This is a genomic window from Georgenia soli (assembly GCF_002563695.1).
Lineage (GTDB): Bacteria > Actinomycetota > Actinomycetes > Actinomycetales > Actinomycetaceae > Georgenia > Georgenia soli.
The window spans coordinates 2,245,976-2,262,338 of the sequence record NZ_PDJI01000004.1 but is presented as its reverse complement, the minus strand read 5'-3'; the positions used below and the strand labels follow the sequence as shown (position 1 = coordinate 2,262,338).

At 64.2% G+C, this 16,363-nt stretch carries 15 protein-coding genes; 10 read left to right on the top strand and 5 right to left on the bottom strand.

Going from position 1 to position 16,363, the window contains the following annotated elements; genetic code table 11:
- Positions 1 to 21: 21 nt before the first annotated feature.
- Together ATJ97_RS11535 and ATJ97_RS11530 are read left to right on the top strand one after the other, a co-directional pair.
- Positions 22 to 477: a YybH family protein gene (locus ATJ97_RS11535; protein WP_098483866.1), complete on the top strand. Its 456-nt coding sequence runs from the start codon at positions 22 to 24 to the stop codon at positions 475 to 477.
- Positions 478 to 577: 100 nt separating this feature from the next.
- Entirely contained in the window at positions 578 to 2,056 is a 1,479-nt protein-coding gene (locus ATJ97_RS11530; RefSeq protein WP_098483865.1) for a metallophosphoesterase, read from the top strand.
- Positions 2,057 to 2,128: 72 nt separating this feature from the next.
- Here the strand turns inward: ATJ97_RS11530 and ATJ97_RS11525 are convergent, their stop codons facing one another.
- The 5 genes from ATJ97_RS11525 to dctP all read right to left on the bottom strand — a co-directional run bounded on the left by ATJ97_RS11525 (position 2,129) and on the right by dctP (position 8,709).
- Positions 2,129 to 2,950, bottom strand: a complete 822-nt coding sequence (locus ATJ97_RS11525) for a formate/nitrite transporter family protein (RefSeq protein ID WP_098483864.1) — start codon at positions 2,948 to 2,950, stop codon at positions 2,129 to 2,131.
- A gap of 1,006 nt (positions 2,951 to 3,956) precedes the next feature.
- Positions 3,957 to 5,165 carry an MFS transporter gene (locus ATJ97_RS11520; RefSeq protein WP_342746895.1) on the bottom strand — a complete coding sequence of 403 codons (1,209 nt, stop codon included), beginning with the start codon at positions 5,163 to 5,165 and terminating at the stop codon, positions 3,957 to 3,959.
- A gap of 143 nt (positions 5,166 to 5,308) precedes the next feature.
- On the bottom strand, positions 5,309 to 6,832 hold the full coding sequence (locus ATJ97_RS11515; protein ID WP_098483862.1) for a TRAP transporter large permease: 1,524 nt from the start codon (positions 6,830 to 6,832) through the stop codon (positions 5,309 to 5,311).
- Complete coding sequence (locus tag ATJ97_RS11510) at positions 6,829 to 7,335, bottom strand: TRAP transporter small permease (protein ID WP_098483861.1); 507 nt, start codon at positions 7,333 to 7,335, stop codon at positions 6,829 to 6,831. Before ATJ97_RS11510 ends, ATJ97_RS11515 begins: the two co-directional genes overlap by 4 nt.
- 216 nt (positions 7,336 to 7,551) lie before the next feature.
- Positions 7,552 to 8,709 carry a TRAP transporter substrate-binding protein DctP gene (gene dctP, locus ATJ97_RS11505; RefSeq protein WP_098483860.1) on the bottom strand — a complete coding sequence of 386 codons (1,158 nt, stop codon included), beginning with the start codon at positions 8,707 to 8,709 and terminating at the stop codon, positions 7,552 to 7,554.
- A 428-nt stretch (positions 8,710 to 9,137) separates the two neighbouring features.
- Here dctP and ATJ97_RS11500 point away from each other — a divergent pair, with 428 nt between their 5' ends.
- The 8 genes from ATJ97_RS11500 (at position 9,138) to ATJ97_RS11470 (ending at position 16,331) form a co-directional block, all read left to right on the top strand.
- Entirely contained in the window at positions 9,138 to 10,319 is a 1,182-nt protein-coding gene (locus tag ATJ97_RS11500) for an acyl-CoA dehydrogenase family protein (protein ID WP_098483859.1), read from the top strand.
- A 48-nt stretch (positions 10,320 to 10,367) separates the two neighbouring features.
- Positions 10,368 to 11,255, top strand: coding sequence for a VOC family protein (locus ATJ97_RS11495; protein WP_098483858.1), 888 nt, complete (start codon positions 10,368 to 10,370; stop codon positions 11,253 to 11,255).
- Positions 11,256 to 11,302: 47 nt separating this feature from the next.
- The gene (locus tag ATJ97_RS11490; protein WP_098483857.1) at positions 11,303 to 12,196 is read left to right on the top strand and encodes an alpha/beta fold hydrolase; all 894 of its coding nucleotides are present in this window, start codon (positions 11,303 to 11,305) and stop codon (positions 12,194 to 12,196) included.
- 4 nt (positions 12,197 to 12,200) lie between these two features.
- The gene (locus tag ATJ97_RS11485; protein WP_098483856.1) at positions 12,201 to 13,058 is read left to right on the top strand and encodes an IclR family transcriptional regulator; all 858 of its coding nucleotides are present in this window, start codon (positions 12,201 to 12,203) and stop codon (positions 13,056 to 13,058) included.
- Positions 13,055 to 13,552 (top strand): flavin reductase family protein, encoded by a 498-nt coding sequence (locus ATJ97_RS11480; protein WP_098483855.1) that lies wholly within the window; start codon positions 13,055 to 13,057, stop codon positions 13,550 to 13,552. The genes ATJ97_RS11485 and ATJ97_RS11480 overlap by 4 nt, the downstream gene beginning before the upstream one ends.
- Before the next feature lie 130 nt (positions 13,553 to 13,682).
- Positions 13,683 to 15,152, top strand: coding sequence for an NAD-dependent succinate-semialdehyde dehydrogenase (locus ATJ97_RS11475; protein ID WP_098483854.1), 1,470 nt, complete (start codon positions 13,683 to 13,685; stop codon positions 15,150 to 15,152).
- Between the two features lie 265 nt (positions 15,153 to 15,417).
- Entirely contained in the window at positions 15,418 to 15,630 is a 213-nt protein-coding gene (locus ATJ97_RS19510) for a hypothetical protein (RefSeq protein WP_143427002.1), read from the top strand.
- Complete coding sequence (locus ATJ97_RS11470; RefSeq protein ID WP_245862414.1) at positions 15,612 to 16,331, top strand: GntR family transcriptional regulator; 720 nt, start codon at positions 15,612 to 15,614, stop codon at positions 16,329 to 16,331. The genes ATJ97_RS19510 and ATJ97_RS11470 overlap by 19 nt, the downstream gene beginning before the upstream one ends.
- The last annotated feature ends 32 nt before the right edge of the window (positions 16,332 to 16,363 follow it).

Genomic DNA, 16,363 nt, shown 5'->3' with positions numbered 1-16,363 from the left:
TGGTCGTGGAAGGAGAGTGCGATGACGAGCTCCGACCTGAACCGCGCCATCGAGGGTTACCGGGACGCCCTCGGCGCCTTCATGAAAGGTGACCCCGAGCCGTGCCGGGCGTGCTTCTCACAGCTGGAGGACGTCACGCTCGCCAATCCTCTGGGCCCGCCGCAGCGAGGACCCGATGCGGTTCGGCGAACCATGGAGGCTGCCGCTGCAAACTTTGCCGAGGGTGGGGCGTTTCGGTTCGACGAGGTGACGCTCACCTTCGAGGAGGTTTCCCGGTTCACGACGCCGGACCTGGGCTACGTCGTCCAGCTCGAGAGGTCCTCGGGTCGCCTCACCGGACGCGCCGACACCGTCGCCATCGACCTGCGGGTAACCATGATCTTCCGCCGCGAGGACGACGGCGCCTGGCGCGTCGCGCACCGGCACGCAGACCCCATCACCACTGACCGGCCGCTCAGCACGGCTGTCAGGGGCTGAGGAGCCGGAGCCGCCGGTCGGCCAACACAGCCCTTCCCGCTGGAGATCCGGGAAGACCGAAGCCGCGCGGCGTCCGCCGGCCTCAGTGGACGATTGTGTGGTGAGGACGGTCGACGGACTGGGCAGGTGGGTCGCCGGCGTGACCGCCGTCGTCCTCCTCGCCGGTTGCGGCTCCGTCGCAGAGACTCGCGCGCCTGCATCGCAGCCCGACGGGACGGGACCCGCGCACCACGACGCAGCCTCGCGTCAGGACCTCTGCTCCCTCATGACGGATGCGGTTCACCAACGGATCGACCCGCGGACGGACAACAGCATCCTGACGACCTCTCGCGCCGAGGCCGACACCGCGCAGCACGACGGCGGCTTCTCCGACGACGACGGGGTCGCCTTCCTCGGCTCCGCGACAGCCCGGGAGGGTCTCCGGCTTGTCCATCACCTGCTCCGCCCTGCGACCGGCCAGCACGCGTACACGCTCGAGGGTCGACGGCTCGAGGACCTGATCAGGGACGGCTACATCCTTCAGGAGGACGGGTTCTTCGCGTCGGCCAAGTCGGCCGACTGCCTCGAGGCGGTCCACGAGCTCGTCCGCGCCAAGGACGGACAGCAGCGCCTGGCGATCACCGACGGCCAGCGCGAGGAGCTGATGGCGGCGGGATTCGCCGATCTCGGCGTCTCCTTCTTCGTCGCCACCGACACGGTGTTCACGCTGGCCGTGCTGCCCGACACCCAGAAGGAGGTGCACCCGGGTCGCGAGCCGAACCTCTTCCTGCACCGGGCGCAGTGGCTCGCCAGCAACGAGGACGCGCTCGATCTGCGCTACATCACGCACACCGGCGACGTCGTCGACTGGGACACTCCTGGGCACGAGCAGTACAAGCTCGCGCACGAGGGGGTCGCCGTGCTCGATGCCACCGGCATCCCCTACTCCTTCGCCGTCGGCAACCACGACGCCATGGCCACCGCCGTGGGTGGAAGTGCGAGAGACGGTGCGAACACCCAGGCGCAGCTACGCCACACCGAGACCTTCAACACCTACTTCGGCGTCGATCACGTCGAGAACCTTCGCGGCACGTTCGAGGAGGGCAAGGTCGACAACTCCTACAGCACGTTCACTGCCGGTGGCGTGGACTGGCTGGTGCTCCACCTCGAGCTCTGGCCGCGTCTGCGAGCCGTCCACTGGGCCTCCGAGGTTCTGGCCGCGCACCGGTACCACAACGCCATCATCGTGACCCACTCCTTCCTGGAGGCCGACGGCTCGATCAGCCAGGACAACGGCGGCTACGGCAACACGAGCCCGCAGTTCGTCCTCGACCATCTGGTGGCTCGCGCCCCGAACGTCCGCTTCGTCCTCTCCGGCCACACCGGCACCTGGGCGCACAGCGAGCAGCAGGGGGTTGCGGGGAACCCGATCCACATCATCCAGACCGCGTACCACGACGACGCCACCAACCCGACGAGGCTGATCGAGATCGACACCCAGGCGGACTCCTTCACCACGTCGGTCTACGCGCCGTACACGGACACCACGAAGCAGGACGGGTCGGCGTTCACCGTGGAGGGACTGGAACTGATCGAGTGACGCTCAGCAGCGTGGCGGCGCGGACCAGCGACCCGCCGGGCTCGGCTTGTCCGACTCACCGCGCAGGCCCCGTCAGCCCTCGCGATCCACCGCACGGCGCTCGTCCAGCAGGCGCTCCCTGCTGCGGACGAACCGCACGAGGGCGACCAGGCCCAGGCCGCCGACCATGTTGCCGACGACGGTGTACGCGAACCAGTACGCCCATTCGCCGTACCCGAACGGCGCCTGCCCCGTGTGCAGGGCGCCGAAGATGAGCAACGAGTCCAGGATCGAGTGGAACATCTGTGACGATGCCAGCAAGAACCCCGCCGCCACGGCGGCGGCGATCTTGGCGGGCATGGAATCGGTGCCGTGCTGCATCCGGGTCATCAGGGTGATGACCATGCCGGCGAGCACGGCGAGGCTGAAGGTCCGCAACGTCAGGGGTTCCCCGGCGAAGTGTCCGGCCATCTCCACCGTGTCGGCCTGCTGCTGCGGGAACGCCGTCATCACCAGCCACATGATCAGCCACCCACCGACCAGGTTGCTGACGAGCGTCCCGCCCCAGAGTCGCATCAGCTGCGAATAGCTGGCCCGCCTGGCCACGACGGTCATCACCGGGATGAGGAAGCCCTCGGTGAAGAGCTCGGCGCGGCCCAGCAGCAGCGCGAGGAAACCGATGCTGAAGGCGAGGCCCGCAAGGAGGTGGCTGCCTGTCTCGTGGTAGACGAGCAACATCGCCATGACACCGATCGCGATCTCGGTGCCGCCGGTGAAGCCGGTCGCCAGCAGGACGTGCCAACGGCGATGCAGGCGTTGCACGCCCTCGCTCAGCTGGCGTCCGAAGGCAGCCTCGAGATCGTCCTCCAGGGGACTGTCGGTCTCCCCGTACTTCCGTGGGTCCGGGTCCGGCATCTCAGGCTCCTTGCGTGCGACGTCGCACTGACAGTGGATCAACTCGGTCCCGGCCGCATCTGGGCGGAGCCGGGAGCCACGGATTCACCAGAGCTGATGTCGACCACGCGCGGTACGCACCACGAACCGGTATCGACACGCCTAATGGCTGCGCCGCCCTCAACTCGGCCTCGAACGTGCGCGGCTCACGGTCGATGGCCGCTAGGTTTCCTGTTCTGGGTCCGTTGCAGCGTGGGCGCTGACACCGCGCCTTGCGCGCAGCTACGGATTCGCCGAGAAGGCAGCAGTCACACACACCCTGAGGTTTCATGGCCGGGGCTGCGGTGCTCGCGACGTTGGGTCAGTGGACGTGGCTGTTTTCCCCGCTCCTGGCGCTGGCGGCGATCGCACTCTCGTTCGTCCGCCGGTAGGCGGGGCGCCAGGTGAGAGCGGGCGGCCCGGCTGCGCACTCCTCCTTGCCGAGGATCCGCTGATCCTGCAAGAAACGGCCCTCCTGAGGTCGTTCCTGCAACAACGTCCGTAGGTTGTTCCTGCAAGATCTTTGGGCCCACTTCCGCGCGGCCGGAGACGCCGAACGGATGCCTGCTGGCTCCTCGTCACTCGCAAGCGATCGACGCCAGGGCTGACCGGAGTGCGTCCGACGAGCGAGCGAACGGCTGGGCAACGCTGTGGCGCTCTTCCGATCTGCACCTCGCTCGTCCGTGCCCCCACTCAGGGGAGGGCTCACTGGTTAGACGTGCCCTGGACGTTTTCCGCCACACCCTTCTCGGCGATGCCGCGAAGGGAACGACATGGAAGCGCCGACTGAGCTCTTCTGTCATCTCGACATCAGCTGCGTCGAAGAACCCCTTCCGAACGCCCCGCTTGTCGAAGATCTCGGAATCGTCGGGGTGCCACCAATAGAGGATCAATTCGGTCGTTATGACAAACGAACCCTGCGTATCTCATCGGATGCATCATGGGGCGAGATACCCCTCCCCTAACTCTAGTTAAGCGTTGCCTCTCCTCACAGCAGCGGTCGGCCTTTGCCCGCATACCGCCCATGGACGATGTAGTAATGACCGCCGGTGGCGACAATGAGCCCGCACAAGGCGAGGTACATCACACGGAAGTCCCACCCTGTGACTAGCCCGCCGAGCACCACCGGCCCCATGCCAGCCCCGAGATCCAGCATCAGGTAGAACGTCGCAACCGCGAGGCCGACGTTGGGCGGCTGGGCGAGCCGTACCGCTGCCGTCTGCACCGTTGGCATGACGGTGCCAAAGCCCAATCCGATAGCGAGGGCCGCCAGCAGTAATTCTTGAACGGAGTGCGCCTGGGAAAGCATGGCCAGTCCAGCAGCGTAGAAAAGCACGGCTGGATACATCACCCAGTTGTCCCCGAACCGGTCCTGCACGGCTCCGACGAAGAGACGGCAGGTAAGCACTCCGAGCGCATTCACTCCAAAGAAGGCCCCCGCGTGCGCCCCTAGTCCCGCGGACTCTGTGAACGGGTGGGCGAACGTGATCATCGCAGAATTCACGACGCCAATAGCGACCATGACGGTGGCCACCGGAAGTGCGTCTGGGTCGACGAATCGGCGCCAACTAGGCCCCCGGGACTCAAGCCCACGACTCGCCGGGCGCTCGGGGAGGAGGAGCGAGGCGACGAAGGCAGCACCGGACACCGCGACCGCGGCCCAGAAGAGGACCGCGTAGCCCCAACGCTCGATGAGCGCCAGACCCAGTAGTGGTCCTAGAGCGGCTGCGAACGGAACGCTGAGGCTGAAGTACCCGGTGCCCTCCCCCCGCCTGCGCTGCGGGATGAGCGACTGCGCAATGGTCGTTACGGCGGTGTTGGCTAGGCCGAAGCCGATCCCGTGCGTCAACCGGACGGCAAGCAGGAGGGGCAAGTTGACCGCGATGATGCATGCCAAGGACATCGCGATGAAGAGGAATAGCGCCCCGATCAGGATGCGCCGCGGCCCCATCGAGTTGATCAGCTGTGCCGCGGTGAACCGCGATGCTAACGCCCCGATTACGAACATGCTTGAAGCAAGCCCAGCCAGGCTGTCCGACGCTGCGAAGCGGTGGATCGCGTAGAGCGCCATCGTCGTCATCAGCAGGTAGAAGACGACCATCGTTAAGGAGTTAACGACGACGGCACATATGAACTCCGCTGTCCAGAGACGTTCCTCAAGTGGCTTTCGGTCACCGCCGCACCACGGGCGGCTCACGTGGACGACCGCCGCAGCTGCTCGTGCCCGTATGTCATCGTCTTCCCTTGCTTGTTTGGAATTTGCCAGTTCAGCACCAAAGGCCCGCGCCGCCTGACTGTGGGCGGCCGCGGGCCTCTGGGCATCTCCAGTCGTCTCCCGAGTTATCGGATGAGTGAGGGCAGCCAGGTGGTCAGCGTCGGGAAGGCGAACAGCACCGCCACCACCACCAGCTCGACCACCACGAATGGCGTCACGCCACGGAAGATGGTCTCCACCCGAGTGTTGGAGGTTCCGGCCACGACGAAGCAGCTGATGCCGACCGGTGGAGTTACCATGCCGATCTCGATGAACTTCACGATGAGGATGCCTAGCCAAACTCCGTCGAAACCCAAACTCGTTGCGATCGGGTAGATCAGCGGAACGGAAATGACCAGGATCGAGACCGACTCCAGGGCCATGCCCAACGGCAGCAGCATGAGCAACAGCAGGGCCATCGTGAGGAAGGGATTCAGGGCCATACCTTCGACCCAGTCCGTCGCCATCTGCGGCAGCCGTGCCGAGATGAAGAACGCCGACAAGATCGCCGAGCCGACGACGATGGCGAAGACCATGCTCGTGGTGGCTGCGGTCTCTTTTAGTGCCTCAACGAAGTTGCTGGTCAGTTCTTTAATGCCGTCCTTGCGGAATTCCAGGATGAGCATCACAGCAGCGGCGAGAGCGCCAATCGCCGCCGATTCGGTGGGGGTGAAGTAACCGGAGTAGATGCCCCCAAGCACGATGAGGAAGAGGATCGCGACTCTTCCCACGCCTCGCATTGGAAGGTCCCGTAGCCGTACCCGATCTCCGGTAGGTCCACCGATGCCAGCGGGGCTGAGCGCCTCGGCAGCGGACTGCTCAACGTCGGAGTTCCGGGGCGGGGTCCGGGTATCCCGCACAGCCAAGGCCACGCCACCGCCCTCGAGACTCTCGGTCTCCGACCTTTGCGCTGTCCTGTTCAGGGCAGCGCCGCCTCGGCCACCGGTTGCGTCGTCCAGAGCCTCATCCAGGCGACTCTCGGCGCGGGTATCCCAATCCGTTTGATTCCGCTTCGCGGTAAAGATGATGTAGGTGGCGTAAGCGATTGCCGACAGGATGCCGGGGATTATGCCGGCGGCGAGCATCGCGGCCACGGACTCGCCGGTCATGATCGCGTACAGCACGAGGAACAGGCTGGGCGGTATGAGGGCGCCGAGAGTACCGGCCACCGCCACCGAGGCGCCTGCGAGTGAGGCGGGATAGCCGGCCTTTCGCATTTCGCCCATGGACAGTCGTGACATCGTCGCTGCCGTGCCGATGGACGAGCCCGAAACGGCTGCGAAGCCCGCGCAGGCCATTACTGTGGCCACGCCCAGGCTGCCTGGCAGCCAGCGGAACATATGACGTGCCACCGCATAGACCTGCTCAGCGATGCGAGCCTTGACCGCGAAGATTCCCATGAGAATAAACATGGGGACGATGGTCAACGAGAAGGAGTTGGTCTGGGAGAAGGGAATTGCACCCAGCTGGTTTGTCGCGTAGTCGGCATCGCGCAGCATCATCAGGCCCACCGCCCCGCTGAGGGCAAGGGCCAAGGCCACCGGCATCCGGATCGCCAGCAGCACAATCAGCAGGACGACCACCAACGCGATGAGGGCTCCGATGCTCACAGCTGGATCCCCTCTTCCTCGCCCATCGGCATGCGCCCACGCAGCAACCGCACGATGTTGGTGATCGCGACCACGAGGAATGCCGCGAAGCCGATCACGATGAACCAGCGCGCCGGCCACAACGGCCAGCTCACCAGCCCCATCCGTGCTTCGCTACGGGCCAGAGAATCCGTGGCGCGCCCGACGCTCGCGTAGGTGAGCCAGGCGAGGACCGCAGCACTGAGCAGCCATGTTACGAACATCGTCCACTGAGCTACCCGGCGAGGCAGCCTGGTGACAAGCAGGTCCACGGCGATGTGCGAGCCGTTGATGCTCGCGTAGGCCAGGCCGAAGAAGACCGTGGCCACCAGCGCGGACTCACTGAGTTCGAGCACCCCGGCCAACGTCTCGCCTTGAATGTTTCGGTACACGACGTCGGCACTGATGCCGAGCATCATGACAATCGTGCTGATGGAAGCCAATACCCCTAGTGGGGTGGCGATCGATTCAGCGGTCTTTTCCATCCTTTTCTTCTTCCGTTGTGCTAGTTATGACCTGCCAGACTGATACCAACTTCTCCACTTGCCTAAGGCAAGCCGCCAACGTGCGTAAACACTTCACCAACTAAGTGAGTGTCACCCGAAGTCGCCCATTAGCGAGACCTCGTCAAGTTTTAAGCGAACCGCTCGGCAAGGTTTTCGCCAGGGTCGCGGTCCCGCCAATCAACCCACGCCGGGAAGCTATTGGGAAAACCGTTCGACGCACAGGTCGAGCGGGTCGGGGATCTGGTCGCCGTGGGTCTCGAGTTTCTCCATGTACGCGTCCAGGTATCCGCGAGCATCTGAAAGGCCGTTCGCTTCCGCATCCGTGATCCAGCGTTCAAGGAGCTTGTCACCCACCGCGTCGTCCCACTGCTGAACGGCCTCATCGCTCCAGGCGTCGAGGGTCTCGACATTCGGGTGCTCCATCAGCGCCTCGCACTGAGTTTCAGCCACCTCGCTGAACGCACGGACTGCTTCACCGCCGTTGAGCTCGGCGGTCACCTCATCGACGATCTTCCGCAAATCATCGGGCAGGCCGTCATAGGTGTCTTGGTTGAACCACATGCCGAAGGTGTTGTAGTGCCCGGTGCCAGCGTCAGTCCAGTAGGGCAGCAACTCCATCAGCTGGTAGTCGACCGCACCGTCGAGCGCAAACCCAACGGCGTCGACCACGCCACGCTCGACAGCCTCATAGGTTTCCGGAGCGGTGAGGGCAACGTTCGAGCCCCCGACCTGCTCCATGGCGCGCTGCAGGTAAGGCCCGGACATTCGCCAGCGCAGGCCCTGGAGATCGTCGATTGACTCAATGGGCTCCGGGCTACCAAGAGTGAGACGGCCCCCCGACCAGTGAGCGATCATCTTGAGGTCGTTGGCGGCCCACACCTCGCGCGCACCTTCGTGCTCATGATTGATCTCGTACAGCGACTGCACGAGCGCCTGCGAGTCGGCGGCGACAAACGGCACGCTCACGACCGTGATCGTGGGGAAGATCTGGGGCGTGTAGTCAGGGATGGCCACCCCGACGTCAGCTCGTCCGTCCTGCGTGCACACGGCAATCTCGTTGGCCGGACATAGAGAGTTGGGTGGTGTCACGTCGAAGGTAAGCCGGCCATCGGACCGAGCCTCCACCTCGTCGACGAACCAGTTCATCACCGCAGCGTTAGGCACGGCCGGTTCGGTCATCGTGGCCACGACCAGCTCGATGCTCTCCTCCCCATCTCCGCTGTCGGCAGCACCCGCACCACCACAAGCTGCAAGAACCATCGCGGCTGCCGCCGACCCAGCGGTCAATAGCCACCGCCGCGCCGGCACCGAGCTCCGCCTTCTCCGTCGCAATTCACGCTTCGTGACATTCATCTGGCCCTCCTTGGCCGACTACTTCGGGGGATCCGAAAACAGCTAGGCAACATCATCGACGATGTCGTATCCGATCCGGCGCTCCGATGATGTCCACGCAATGACCCCTCGTCAAGCGGCCCCGCGGCCCCTTCCCCGAGGCTCCACGTCAAGGCAGGTCAGCACCACACCGACCAGCCAACCGCCACGAACCCCCCATTTTCTCTGGAAAAGCAGACGCCCACGCTTCACCCCTGCGGGCGAAGGCGGCCGCAGTTCCCCCAACTACATGCCGCCAGTGCTCCAGACGCTCGGACAAAAATCCTCGCCGATATGTCCCGCTGAGTGGGACAGGCAGTTTCTGTCACTCCGTCACGGCTCCGTAGCATCCACGGCAAGCCAATGGACTAGTCGTTAGTCCTGCTGCCCGAGCCGTCCAAAGGAGTGACATGAACTCGGTACTCGACGCCATCAACCACCGCGCGCAATTCTTCGCCGCCGACGCACCCGTCTCGAACCGGCTGGGGCGCCTCACCGATGAGGCGGCTAGCGCCCTTCGCGCCGTCGGCATCATGCGAATGCTCCAACCCGCTCGGTTCGGCGGTTTCGAAAGTCACCCCGTGGACTTCCTGCGCGCGGTGCACCGGCTGGCCAGCATCAGCCCCTCAGCTGGATGGGTTAGCGGCGTCGTGGGCCTTCACCCTTGGGAAGTTGGGCAGTTCGGGGATGAGACACAGAGCGAGGTCTGGGGCGCCGACCCTGACACCTGGATTGCTTCGCCCTATGCGCCAATGGGCCGAGCAACGAGCACCCCCGGTGGGTACACGTTCAGCGGGCAGTGGTCCTTCTCCTCAGGCACAGACCACTGCACTTGGGCCATCCTGGGTGGCCTCGACGTCAGCAAACGCGAATCTCCACTGCACTTTCTGATTCCGCGACGAGACTACGAGATCCTTGACGGCACCTGGGACGTTGCGGGCCTGGAAGGCACCGGAAGCAAAGACGTTCGTGTGAGCAATGCTTTCGTCCCCACCGAGCATGTCCTGGCATTCCGGGACGTCTCGCACGGGAACGCCTCGGAACGATGGATAGATGTGGCACCGCTCTACCGAATGCCTTACGTAGTGCTCTTCCCCGGCGCCATCACGGCCGCCACACTGGGCATCACCCAAGGGGCTCTCGAGCAGTACCTCATGGAGACTGGCACCAGGCCTAAGTCTGACGCGCAGCTGATATCGATGGCCGAGTCTGCTGAGACAATCGAGTCTGCGGCTCGCATCCTCTTCGACGACGTAGAGCGCACCTTCGACACCGTCTCAGCCGGCAAGTCTGTGCCCATCGGCGAGCGGATTCGTATCCGCCGCAACCAGGTCTCCGGGGTACGGAAAGCGGTGGCCGCGGTGAATGAACTGCACCGCATCTCAGGAAGCGTTGGGCTGCGCAACCACCAAGTCTTCTCCCGCTTCTGGCGGGACGCCAACGTGGGAGCCAACCATGCGACCAACTCGGCTGAACCGATCCTTCGCGGCTACGGACTGCACCGCACCGGGCAGGAGGTACCCGAGGTACTCCGAATGGGAACAGCTCCCGAACACGACGCGATCCCTGCCCTCGCCACAAACCGATCGTAAGCAAGTTCACCGCGAGCAAACGCCGCTGAGCCGAATAGGAAGGCATTAATGTCCACCGTCACGAATCTCGGATATATCGTCATTGGGGCTACAGACCCCGACGCCTGGGTCACTTTCGCACGCTCGTTCATGGGCGCAATGGCAGAAACCGACGACAACGAAAACGTTTACGTCCGGCTCGATGGCTACAAGTATCGGCTCCTCGTGACCAAGAATGACACCGACCGGCTTCTTGCCAGCGGTTGGGCGACGCGGGACCGTGACCATTTCAATGATGTGCTTGACCACGTAAGGTCGTGTGGTGTCGAGGTCTCGATGGGCACGCCGGAAGAGTGCACACTACGAGGAGTCGAATCGTTCTTCGCCGTTGAGGACCCTGCCGGGAACAGGCACGAAATCTGCTGGGGCCGGACCGTGGACCCTCGTCCGTTCATCTCCGAGAACGGCATCAGTGGGTTCGTCACCGGGGATCTCGGATTCGGCCACGTCTTCCTTCCGTGCACACACTCGTATGACGCTTGCCTCGACTTCTACGAGAAGGTCTTCGGCTTCGAGTACTCGGACTTTTTCCGCATTCCCCACAATTACGCATCGGGAATGAAGCCGGGCGCCAGGGTGCATTTCTTCCACCCCGAGAACTCCCGCCAGCACAGTCTCGCCATCGCCGAGCTCGAAAGTTCGCGAGGCATCCATCACTTCGAGGTGGAAGTTAACTCCCTCGACGAAGTCGGACGCGCGCTCGACAAAGCGCACGCACTGGACATTGTCGCCCGGACTCTCGGCCGCCACGTGAACGACTCAGTGGTCTCCTTCTACGCCCGCACGCCGTCCGGCTTCCTCGTCGAGTACGGATACGACGGCCTTCAGATGGATTGGGACAGCCACGAAGTGGTCAATATCCCCGTGGGTTCGTACTGGGGTCACAAGTGGCTGTGACACAGCGGGAAGCAACAATAGACAATATCAACGCAGAGGAGCGGCAGATGAACGGAGCAAAAGGGTACAGGTCGGTATGGACTTACCTGAACACCGTCCCCCACAAGCTGGCCTGGGTCGATGTTGACGGCGTGCGGACTCGCTACCTGGAGGCAGGTCCTACCGATGCGCCCGTGGTCGTATGTATTCACGGAACCGCTGGCAGCCTGGAGAACTTCGCCGCGAACTACGCCGCCCTGGCCTCGAAGTATCGCGTGCTGGGCATCGACATGGTTGGGTGCGGCTACACCGACAAGCCCGACTATCCCTACCTCGCCAAGGACTACGCCAAGCACGTTGCCGGGTTCATGGATGCAATGGGCATCGAGAGTGCGGCACTTGCTGGAGTCTCACTCGGGTCCTGGGTAAGTGGCCGCGTGGCGCTCGACTTCCCGGATCGCGTCGACGCGATGGTGATGTTTGCTCCGGCAGGAGTGACGGGTGACGAACAGGCTGAGAAGGAGTTCTTCGCCGGAGTGCGCCAGCGTCGCATGGCCGCAGCAGCCGAACCCAACTGGGACACAGTGACGACCGCTATGCGCGGCCTCGTCCTGAACAAGGAAGACCTGGTTGACGACATCATCGCGGTTCGGCTGAACATTTATCGCCAGCCTGAGCTTCAAGCGGCCATGCCGAATCTGTTGGCCTACATCGATGACCCAAACATCAGCGACGAGGAGTGGCGGTCTATCGATGTCCCGGCGCTGGTCGTGGCATCGGTGGACGCCCCCAACATGTTCCTGGCCAATTCCTACCGGCTGGCCGAGCTCATGCCTAGGGCAACCCTGTGGGAGATTCGCAACTGTGATCACTGGCCGCAGTTCGAGAGCCCGGACGAGGTAAACGCGGAAATGATTCGGTTTCTCGACGACGCTTTGTTACGCGTGCCCGCTGAAAGCTAAGCAGATGCCGGAAACATTGGGTGGCCAGGAGCAGCCGGCGGACCACTACATGACCGGTGCCCCGGTTCTCGTCAAGGCTGTGGCGATACTGGAGGCCTTCACGCAGGGTCCGTCAGCACTCGGCGGGCGCGAAATCGCGCGGCGTGCTGGCCTCCCGAGCAGTACGACCCACCGAATGCTGAGTCAACTGGTCGAAACCGGCTTCCTCGAACGCCAGGGCACGAAGTACCGCGTAGGGCTCAAGCTTTTCGAAGTCGGCAACTACGCTGCCTTCTGCGAGCCAGGCGGTATGCGCGACACTGCTCTGCCGTTTCTCAGTTCCATGTATGTCCGTGGCGGTGACTGCGTGGTAACGCTCGCTGTGCGTAGCGACAACCGGATCCTGTGCGTCGAGAAAATCCGTGGGCACTCCTCACCGCGTACGGAGACGCGGGTCGGTTGGCCGATTCCGGCGACGCAGACGAGCCTCGGCAAGGTGATTCTCGCCTTCTCGCCCGCTGGCGTGGTGAAGTCGATCGTCGGCCAAGGACTGATGCGGTCGACCCCCTTCTCGGTCCATCACCCCGCGCAACTGTTGGAGCAGCTCGACGATATTCGATCGTCGGGCGTGTCGTTCGACAACCAGGAAGCCGTGCTCGGGCTGTCCGGCGTGGCTGCTCCGGTCTTCATCGATGACGAGATCGTGGCGAGTATCGCACTGACTCAGCCCACCTCGACGTTCAAATCCGAATACGCAAAGCAACTTGTCGTGTCGACGGCCCAACAGTTAAGCAAGGCACTCCAGCGGGGGGCTGAGCGACGCAAATACATGCCTTTGGAACAGATTGGTCCAATCCAGCTGACACAAGGATTCGTCAAATGACCACCACGCCACAGCGCCCGGACGTCATCTCGTTGCGCAGAATGTTCGCCCAGTTCCCTACCGGCGTCGTAGCATTAGCCGCCACAGTGGAGGGGCAGGATCACGTTTTCGTAGCCTCGTCCTTCACCGTTGGGGTGTCACAGGAGCCTCCACTAGTGATGCTGGCCGTTCAAAGAACGTCCTCCACCTGGCCGAAGCTCAGGAACGCCTCGACCATCGGTGTGTCGATCCTCAGCAAGGAACACCGGCTGATCTGCCGCCAGCTGTCGCATCGCGCCCCCGAACGGCGCCTCCGGGACGTCCCGTTCACTCGTCAGGGCACCGCAATCCTCGTAGACGAAGCAGCTGGGTACTTCGTCTGCCGGATTCATGATGAGCATCCAGCAGGCGACCACACCATCGCGGTTCTGGAGGTCTTGGACCTCAAGCCGGCAGACGGCACAGATCCTCTGGTTTTTCATCGGTCAGGATTTGCCACGGTCGGCGTCGCTTAAGGCGCGCGTTGACGTACCCCTGAATCCTCTCGGCAAGCACCGGGGTAAATCAGTCGTCAGTGGGTCGGCCTCTAGAGGCTGGAGAAGTCAGGCAACCGCGGAGGGGATCCGAGGCGACGAAAGGAGTTCCATGAGCCACAACCACGAGGCCGAGCTGCTCGCGAGCGTGCCCGACCAGCTGTACATCGGCGGGCAGTGGCGCGACGCCGAGGGCGGGCGGACGCTCAACGTCTACGACCCCGCCACCGGTGACCTCGTCAGGACGATCGCGGACGCCTCGCCCGCCGACGGTCTCGCCGCGCTGGACGCCGCCGACGCGGCGTTCCCCGCCTGGGCCGCGACACCGGCGCGCGAGCGTGCGCAGATCCTGCGCCGCGCGTTCGACCTGCTCCAGGAACGCAAGGAGGAGTTCGCCCTCCTCATGACGATGGAGATGGGCAAGCCGCTCGCCGAGGCGCGCGGCGAGGTTGCCTACGGCGGGGAGTTCGTGCGCTGGTTCAGCGAGGAGGCCACCCGCGTCCAGGGCCGGTACGGGCCCAACCCCGAGGGCACCGGCCGGATGGTCGTCTCCCAGCACCCCGTCGGGCCGTGCTTCCTCATCACGCCGTGGAACTTCCCGCTCGCGATGGCCACCCGCAAGATCGCCCCGGCGCTGGCGGCCGGGTGCACGGTCGTCATCAAGCCCGCCGAGCTGACGCCGCTGACGACGCTGTACTTCGTCAAGCTGCTCGAGGAGGCCGGGCTCCCGGGCGGCGTCGTCAACGTCTTCACCACCTCGACGTCGGGGAAGGTCTCCGAGCCGATCATCCGCGACCCGCGGCTGCGCAAGCTCTCCTTCACCGGCTCGACGCCGGTGGGCCAGCGCCTGCTGGAGCAGGCCGCCCAGGGGGTGCTGCGCACGTCGATGGAGCTCGGCGGCAACGCCCCGTTCGTCGTCTTCGACGACGCCGACCTGGACAAGGCGGTCGAGGGGGCGATCGCGGCGAAGTTCCGGAACATCGGCCAGGCCTGCACCGCCGCGAACCGGTTCATCGTCCACCGCGACGTCGCCGAGGAGTTCGCGCGCCGGGTCACCGAGCGCGTGAAGGGCTTCACCGTGGGCCGGGGCACGGAGGAGGGCGTGACGATCGGGCCGCTCATCAACGAAGGCGCGGTCGAGAAGGCCGCCGCGCTCGTGGGTGACGCCGTCCAGCGCGGCGCGACCGTGCACACCGGCGGCAGCGCGATCGAGCGGCCCGGTACCTTCTACGCGCCCACCGTGCTCGCCGACGTGCGCCCGGGCAGCGAGATCCTGCGCGAGGAGATCTTCGGGCCCGTGCTGGCGATCGTCCCGTTCGACACCGAGGACGAGGCGGTGCGCATCGCCAACGACACCGAGTACGGCCTGGTCTCCTACGTCTACACGGAGAACCTGGCCCGCGGTCAGCGCATGATCGAGCGCCTGGAGACGGGGATGATGGGCCTGAACATCGGCGTCGTCTCCAACGCCGCGGCCCCGTTCGGCGGCTGGAAGATGTCGGGTCTGGGCCGCGAGGGCGGCGCCGAGGGCATCCACGAGTACCTCCAGACCAAGTACACGCTGACGCCCAACCCGTTCTGACCGACCCAGCAGTGTTCTGTCGTACGCGTGCCCTCAATGTGAGCTCGTCGGGTAGTAATACAGATGGGCGCCCAATTGAAAGTGCAGTACCGCCTGGCGGGACGGCGGTCGGCCTCTCCTGTGAAGGGACGCCGTCGAGCAGTCTCAACACGCCCCACTCGCAGGAGTGGGAGCCCGAGTAATCACTCACTGCGCGTGAGGAGACTCGCGAGTTAACACCCTAAATGATATACTATTTCACATACAGCACAGAGCGAGGGAGCTCATGACTGAAAACATCGTCACCCCCGGCGCCGAGCACCGTTCCGATCTTTCCGACGGCCTCAACCAGATTGCCGCCGTTCAACTTATGCCGGTGCTCACCATGGAATTGGTCGACGGTCCGGATAGGCGAGACCACGGACGTTTTGCAAGCAACCAGGCCGGCGTGGGTTTGCCGACAAGAGCGAGGTACAACGCATGGCAACCCACCCGATGACAGACACGGCGGTTCTCGGGACTACAAGTTCGCCGAGCAAGTCTCAGCTTGCCTACTCGTGGATCAGGGAACGAATCACCAGTCAGGCCTTCACTCCAGGCTATCGTCTTGTACTTTCCACGCTCGCAGAGAATCTCGGCATGAGCGTCGTGCCTGTGCGCGAGGCGATGCGCCAGCTCGAGGCCGAGGGCTTGGTGACCTTCAAGCGAAACGTCGGCGCGCACGTGTCGATGGTCGACGACTCGCAGTACCGGAACAGCATGCAGACCCTCGCGATCTTGGAGGGCGCGGCCACCGCGCTCTCGGCGCGACTCCTCACCGAGGACGATGTGAGCCGCGCTCGAGAGATTAACGCTCAGATGATCGACGCCCTCGAGGAGCTCGACCCCCGCTGGTTCACACGGCTCAACCAGCAGTTCCACTCAATCCTCTTTGCGCCCTGCCCGAACCCTCGCATGCTCTATGTCGTGAACGCCGAGTGGACACGCCTAGGCCACCTACGAAAGTCGACGTTCAGTTTCGTACCCGGTAGGGCGCAAGACTCCGTGCGCGAACACGAAAGAATTCTGCACCTCATTGAGGCGAGCGCGGACCTGATCGACATCGAGAAGGCAGTACGCCGGCACCGCTCAGCCACTCTGGACGCGTACCTCAGCCACGAGCACCCAGACGATCCACCCTATGCATACTCGGAAGTTTGATCCCGTTCGGTCCGGTCAACGAACCCTGACCT

Excerpts from the sequence above, each read along its gene's own strand:
- ATJ97_RS11470 (WP_245862414.1), top strand. The coding sequence starts at position 15,612 with ATGGCAACCCACCCGATGACAGACACGGCGGTTCTCGGGACTACAAGT.
- ATJ97_RS11485 (WP_098483856.1), top strand. The coding sequence starts at position 12,201 with ATGCCGGAAACATTGGGTGGCCAGGAGCAGCCGGCGGACCACTACATG.
- ATJ97_RS11535 (WP_098483866.1), top strand. The coding sequence starts at position 22 with ATGACGAGCTCCGACCTGAACCGCGCCATCGAGGGTTACCGGGACGCC.
- ATJ97_RS11495 (WP_098483858.1), top strand. The coding sequence starts at position 10,368 with ATGTCCACCGTCACGAATCTCGGATATATCGTCATTGGGGCTACAGAC.
- ATJ97_RS11510 (WP_098483861.1), bottom strand. The coding sequence starts at position 7,335 with ATGGAAAAGACCGCTGAATCGATCGCCACCCCACTAGGGGTATTGGCT.
- ATJ97_RS11480 (WP_098483855.1), top strand. The coding sequence starts at position 13,055 with ATGACCACCACGCCACAGCGCCCGGACGTCATCTCGTTGCGCAGAATG.
- ATJ97_RS11500 (WP_098483859.1), top strand. The coding sequence starts at position 9,138 with ATGAACTCGGTACTCGACGCCATCAACCACCGCGCGCAATTCTTCGCC.
- dctP (WP_098483860.1), bottom strand. The coding sequence starts at position 8,709 with ATGAATGTCACGAAGCGTGAATTGCGACGGAGAAGGCGGAGCTCGGTG.
- ATJ97_RS11525 (WP_098483864.1), bottom strand. The coding sequence starts at position 2,950 with ATGCCGGACCCGGACCCACGGAAGTACGGGGAGACCGACAGTCCCCTG.
- ATJ97_RS19510 (WP_143427002.1), top strand. The coding sequence starts at position 15,418 with ATGACTGAAAACATCGTCACCCCCGGCGCCGAGCACCGTTCCGATCTT.
- ATJ97_RS11475 (WP_098483854.1), top strand. The coding sequence starts at position 13,683 with ATGAGCCACAACCACGAGGCCGAGCTGCTCGCGAGCGTGCCCGACCAG.
- ATJ97_RS11490 (WP_098483857.1), top strand. The coding sequence starts at position 11,303 with ATGAACGGAGCAAAAGGGTACAGGTCGGTATGGACTTACCTGAACACC.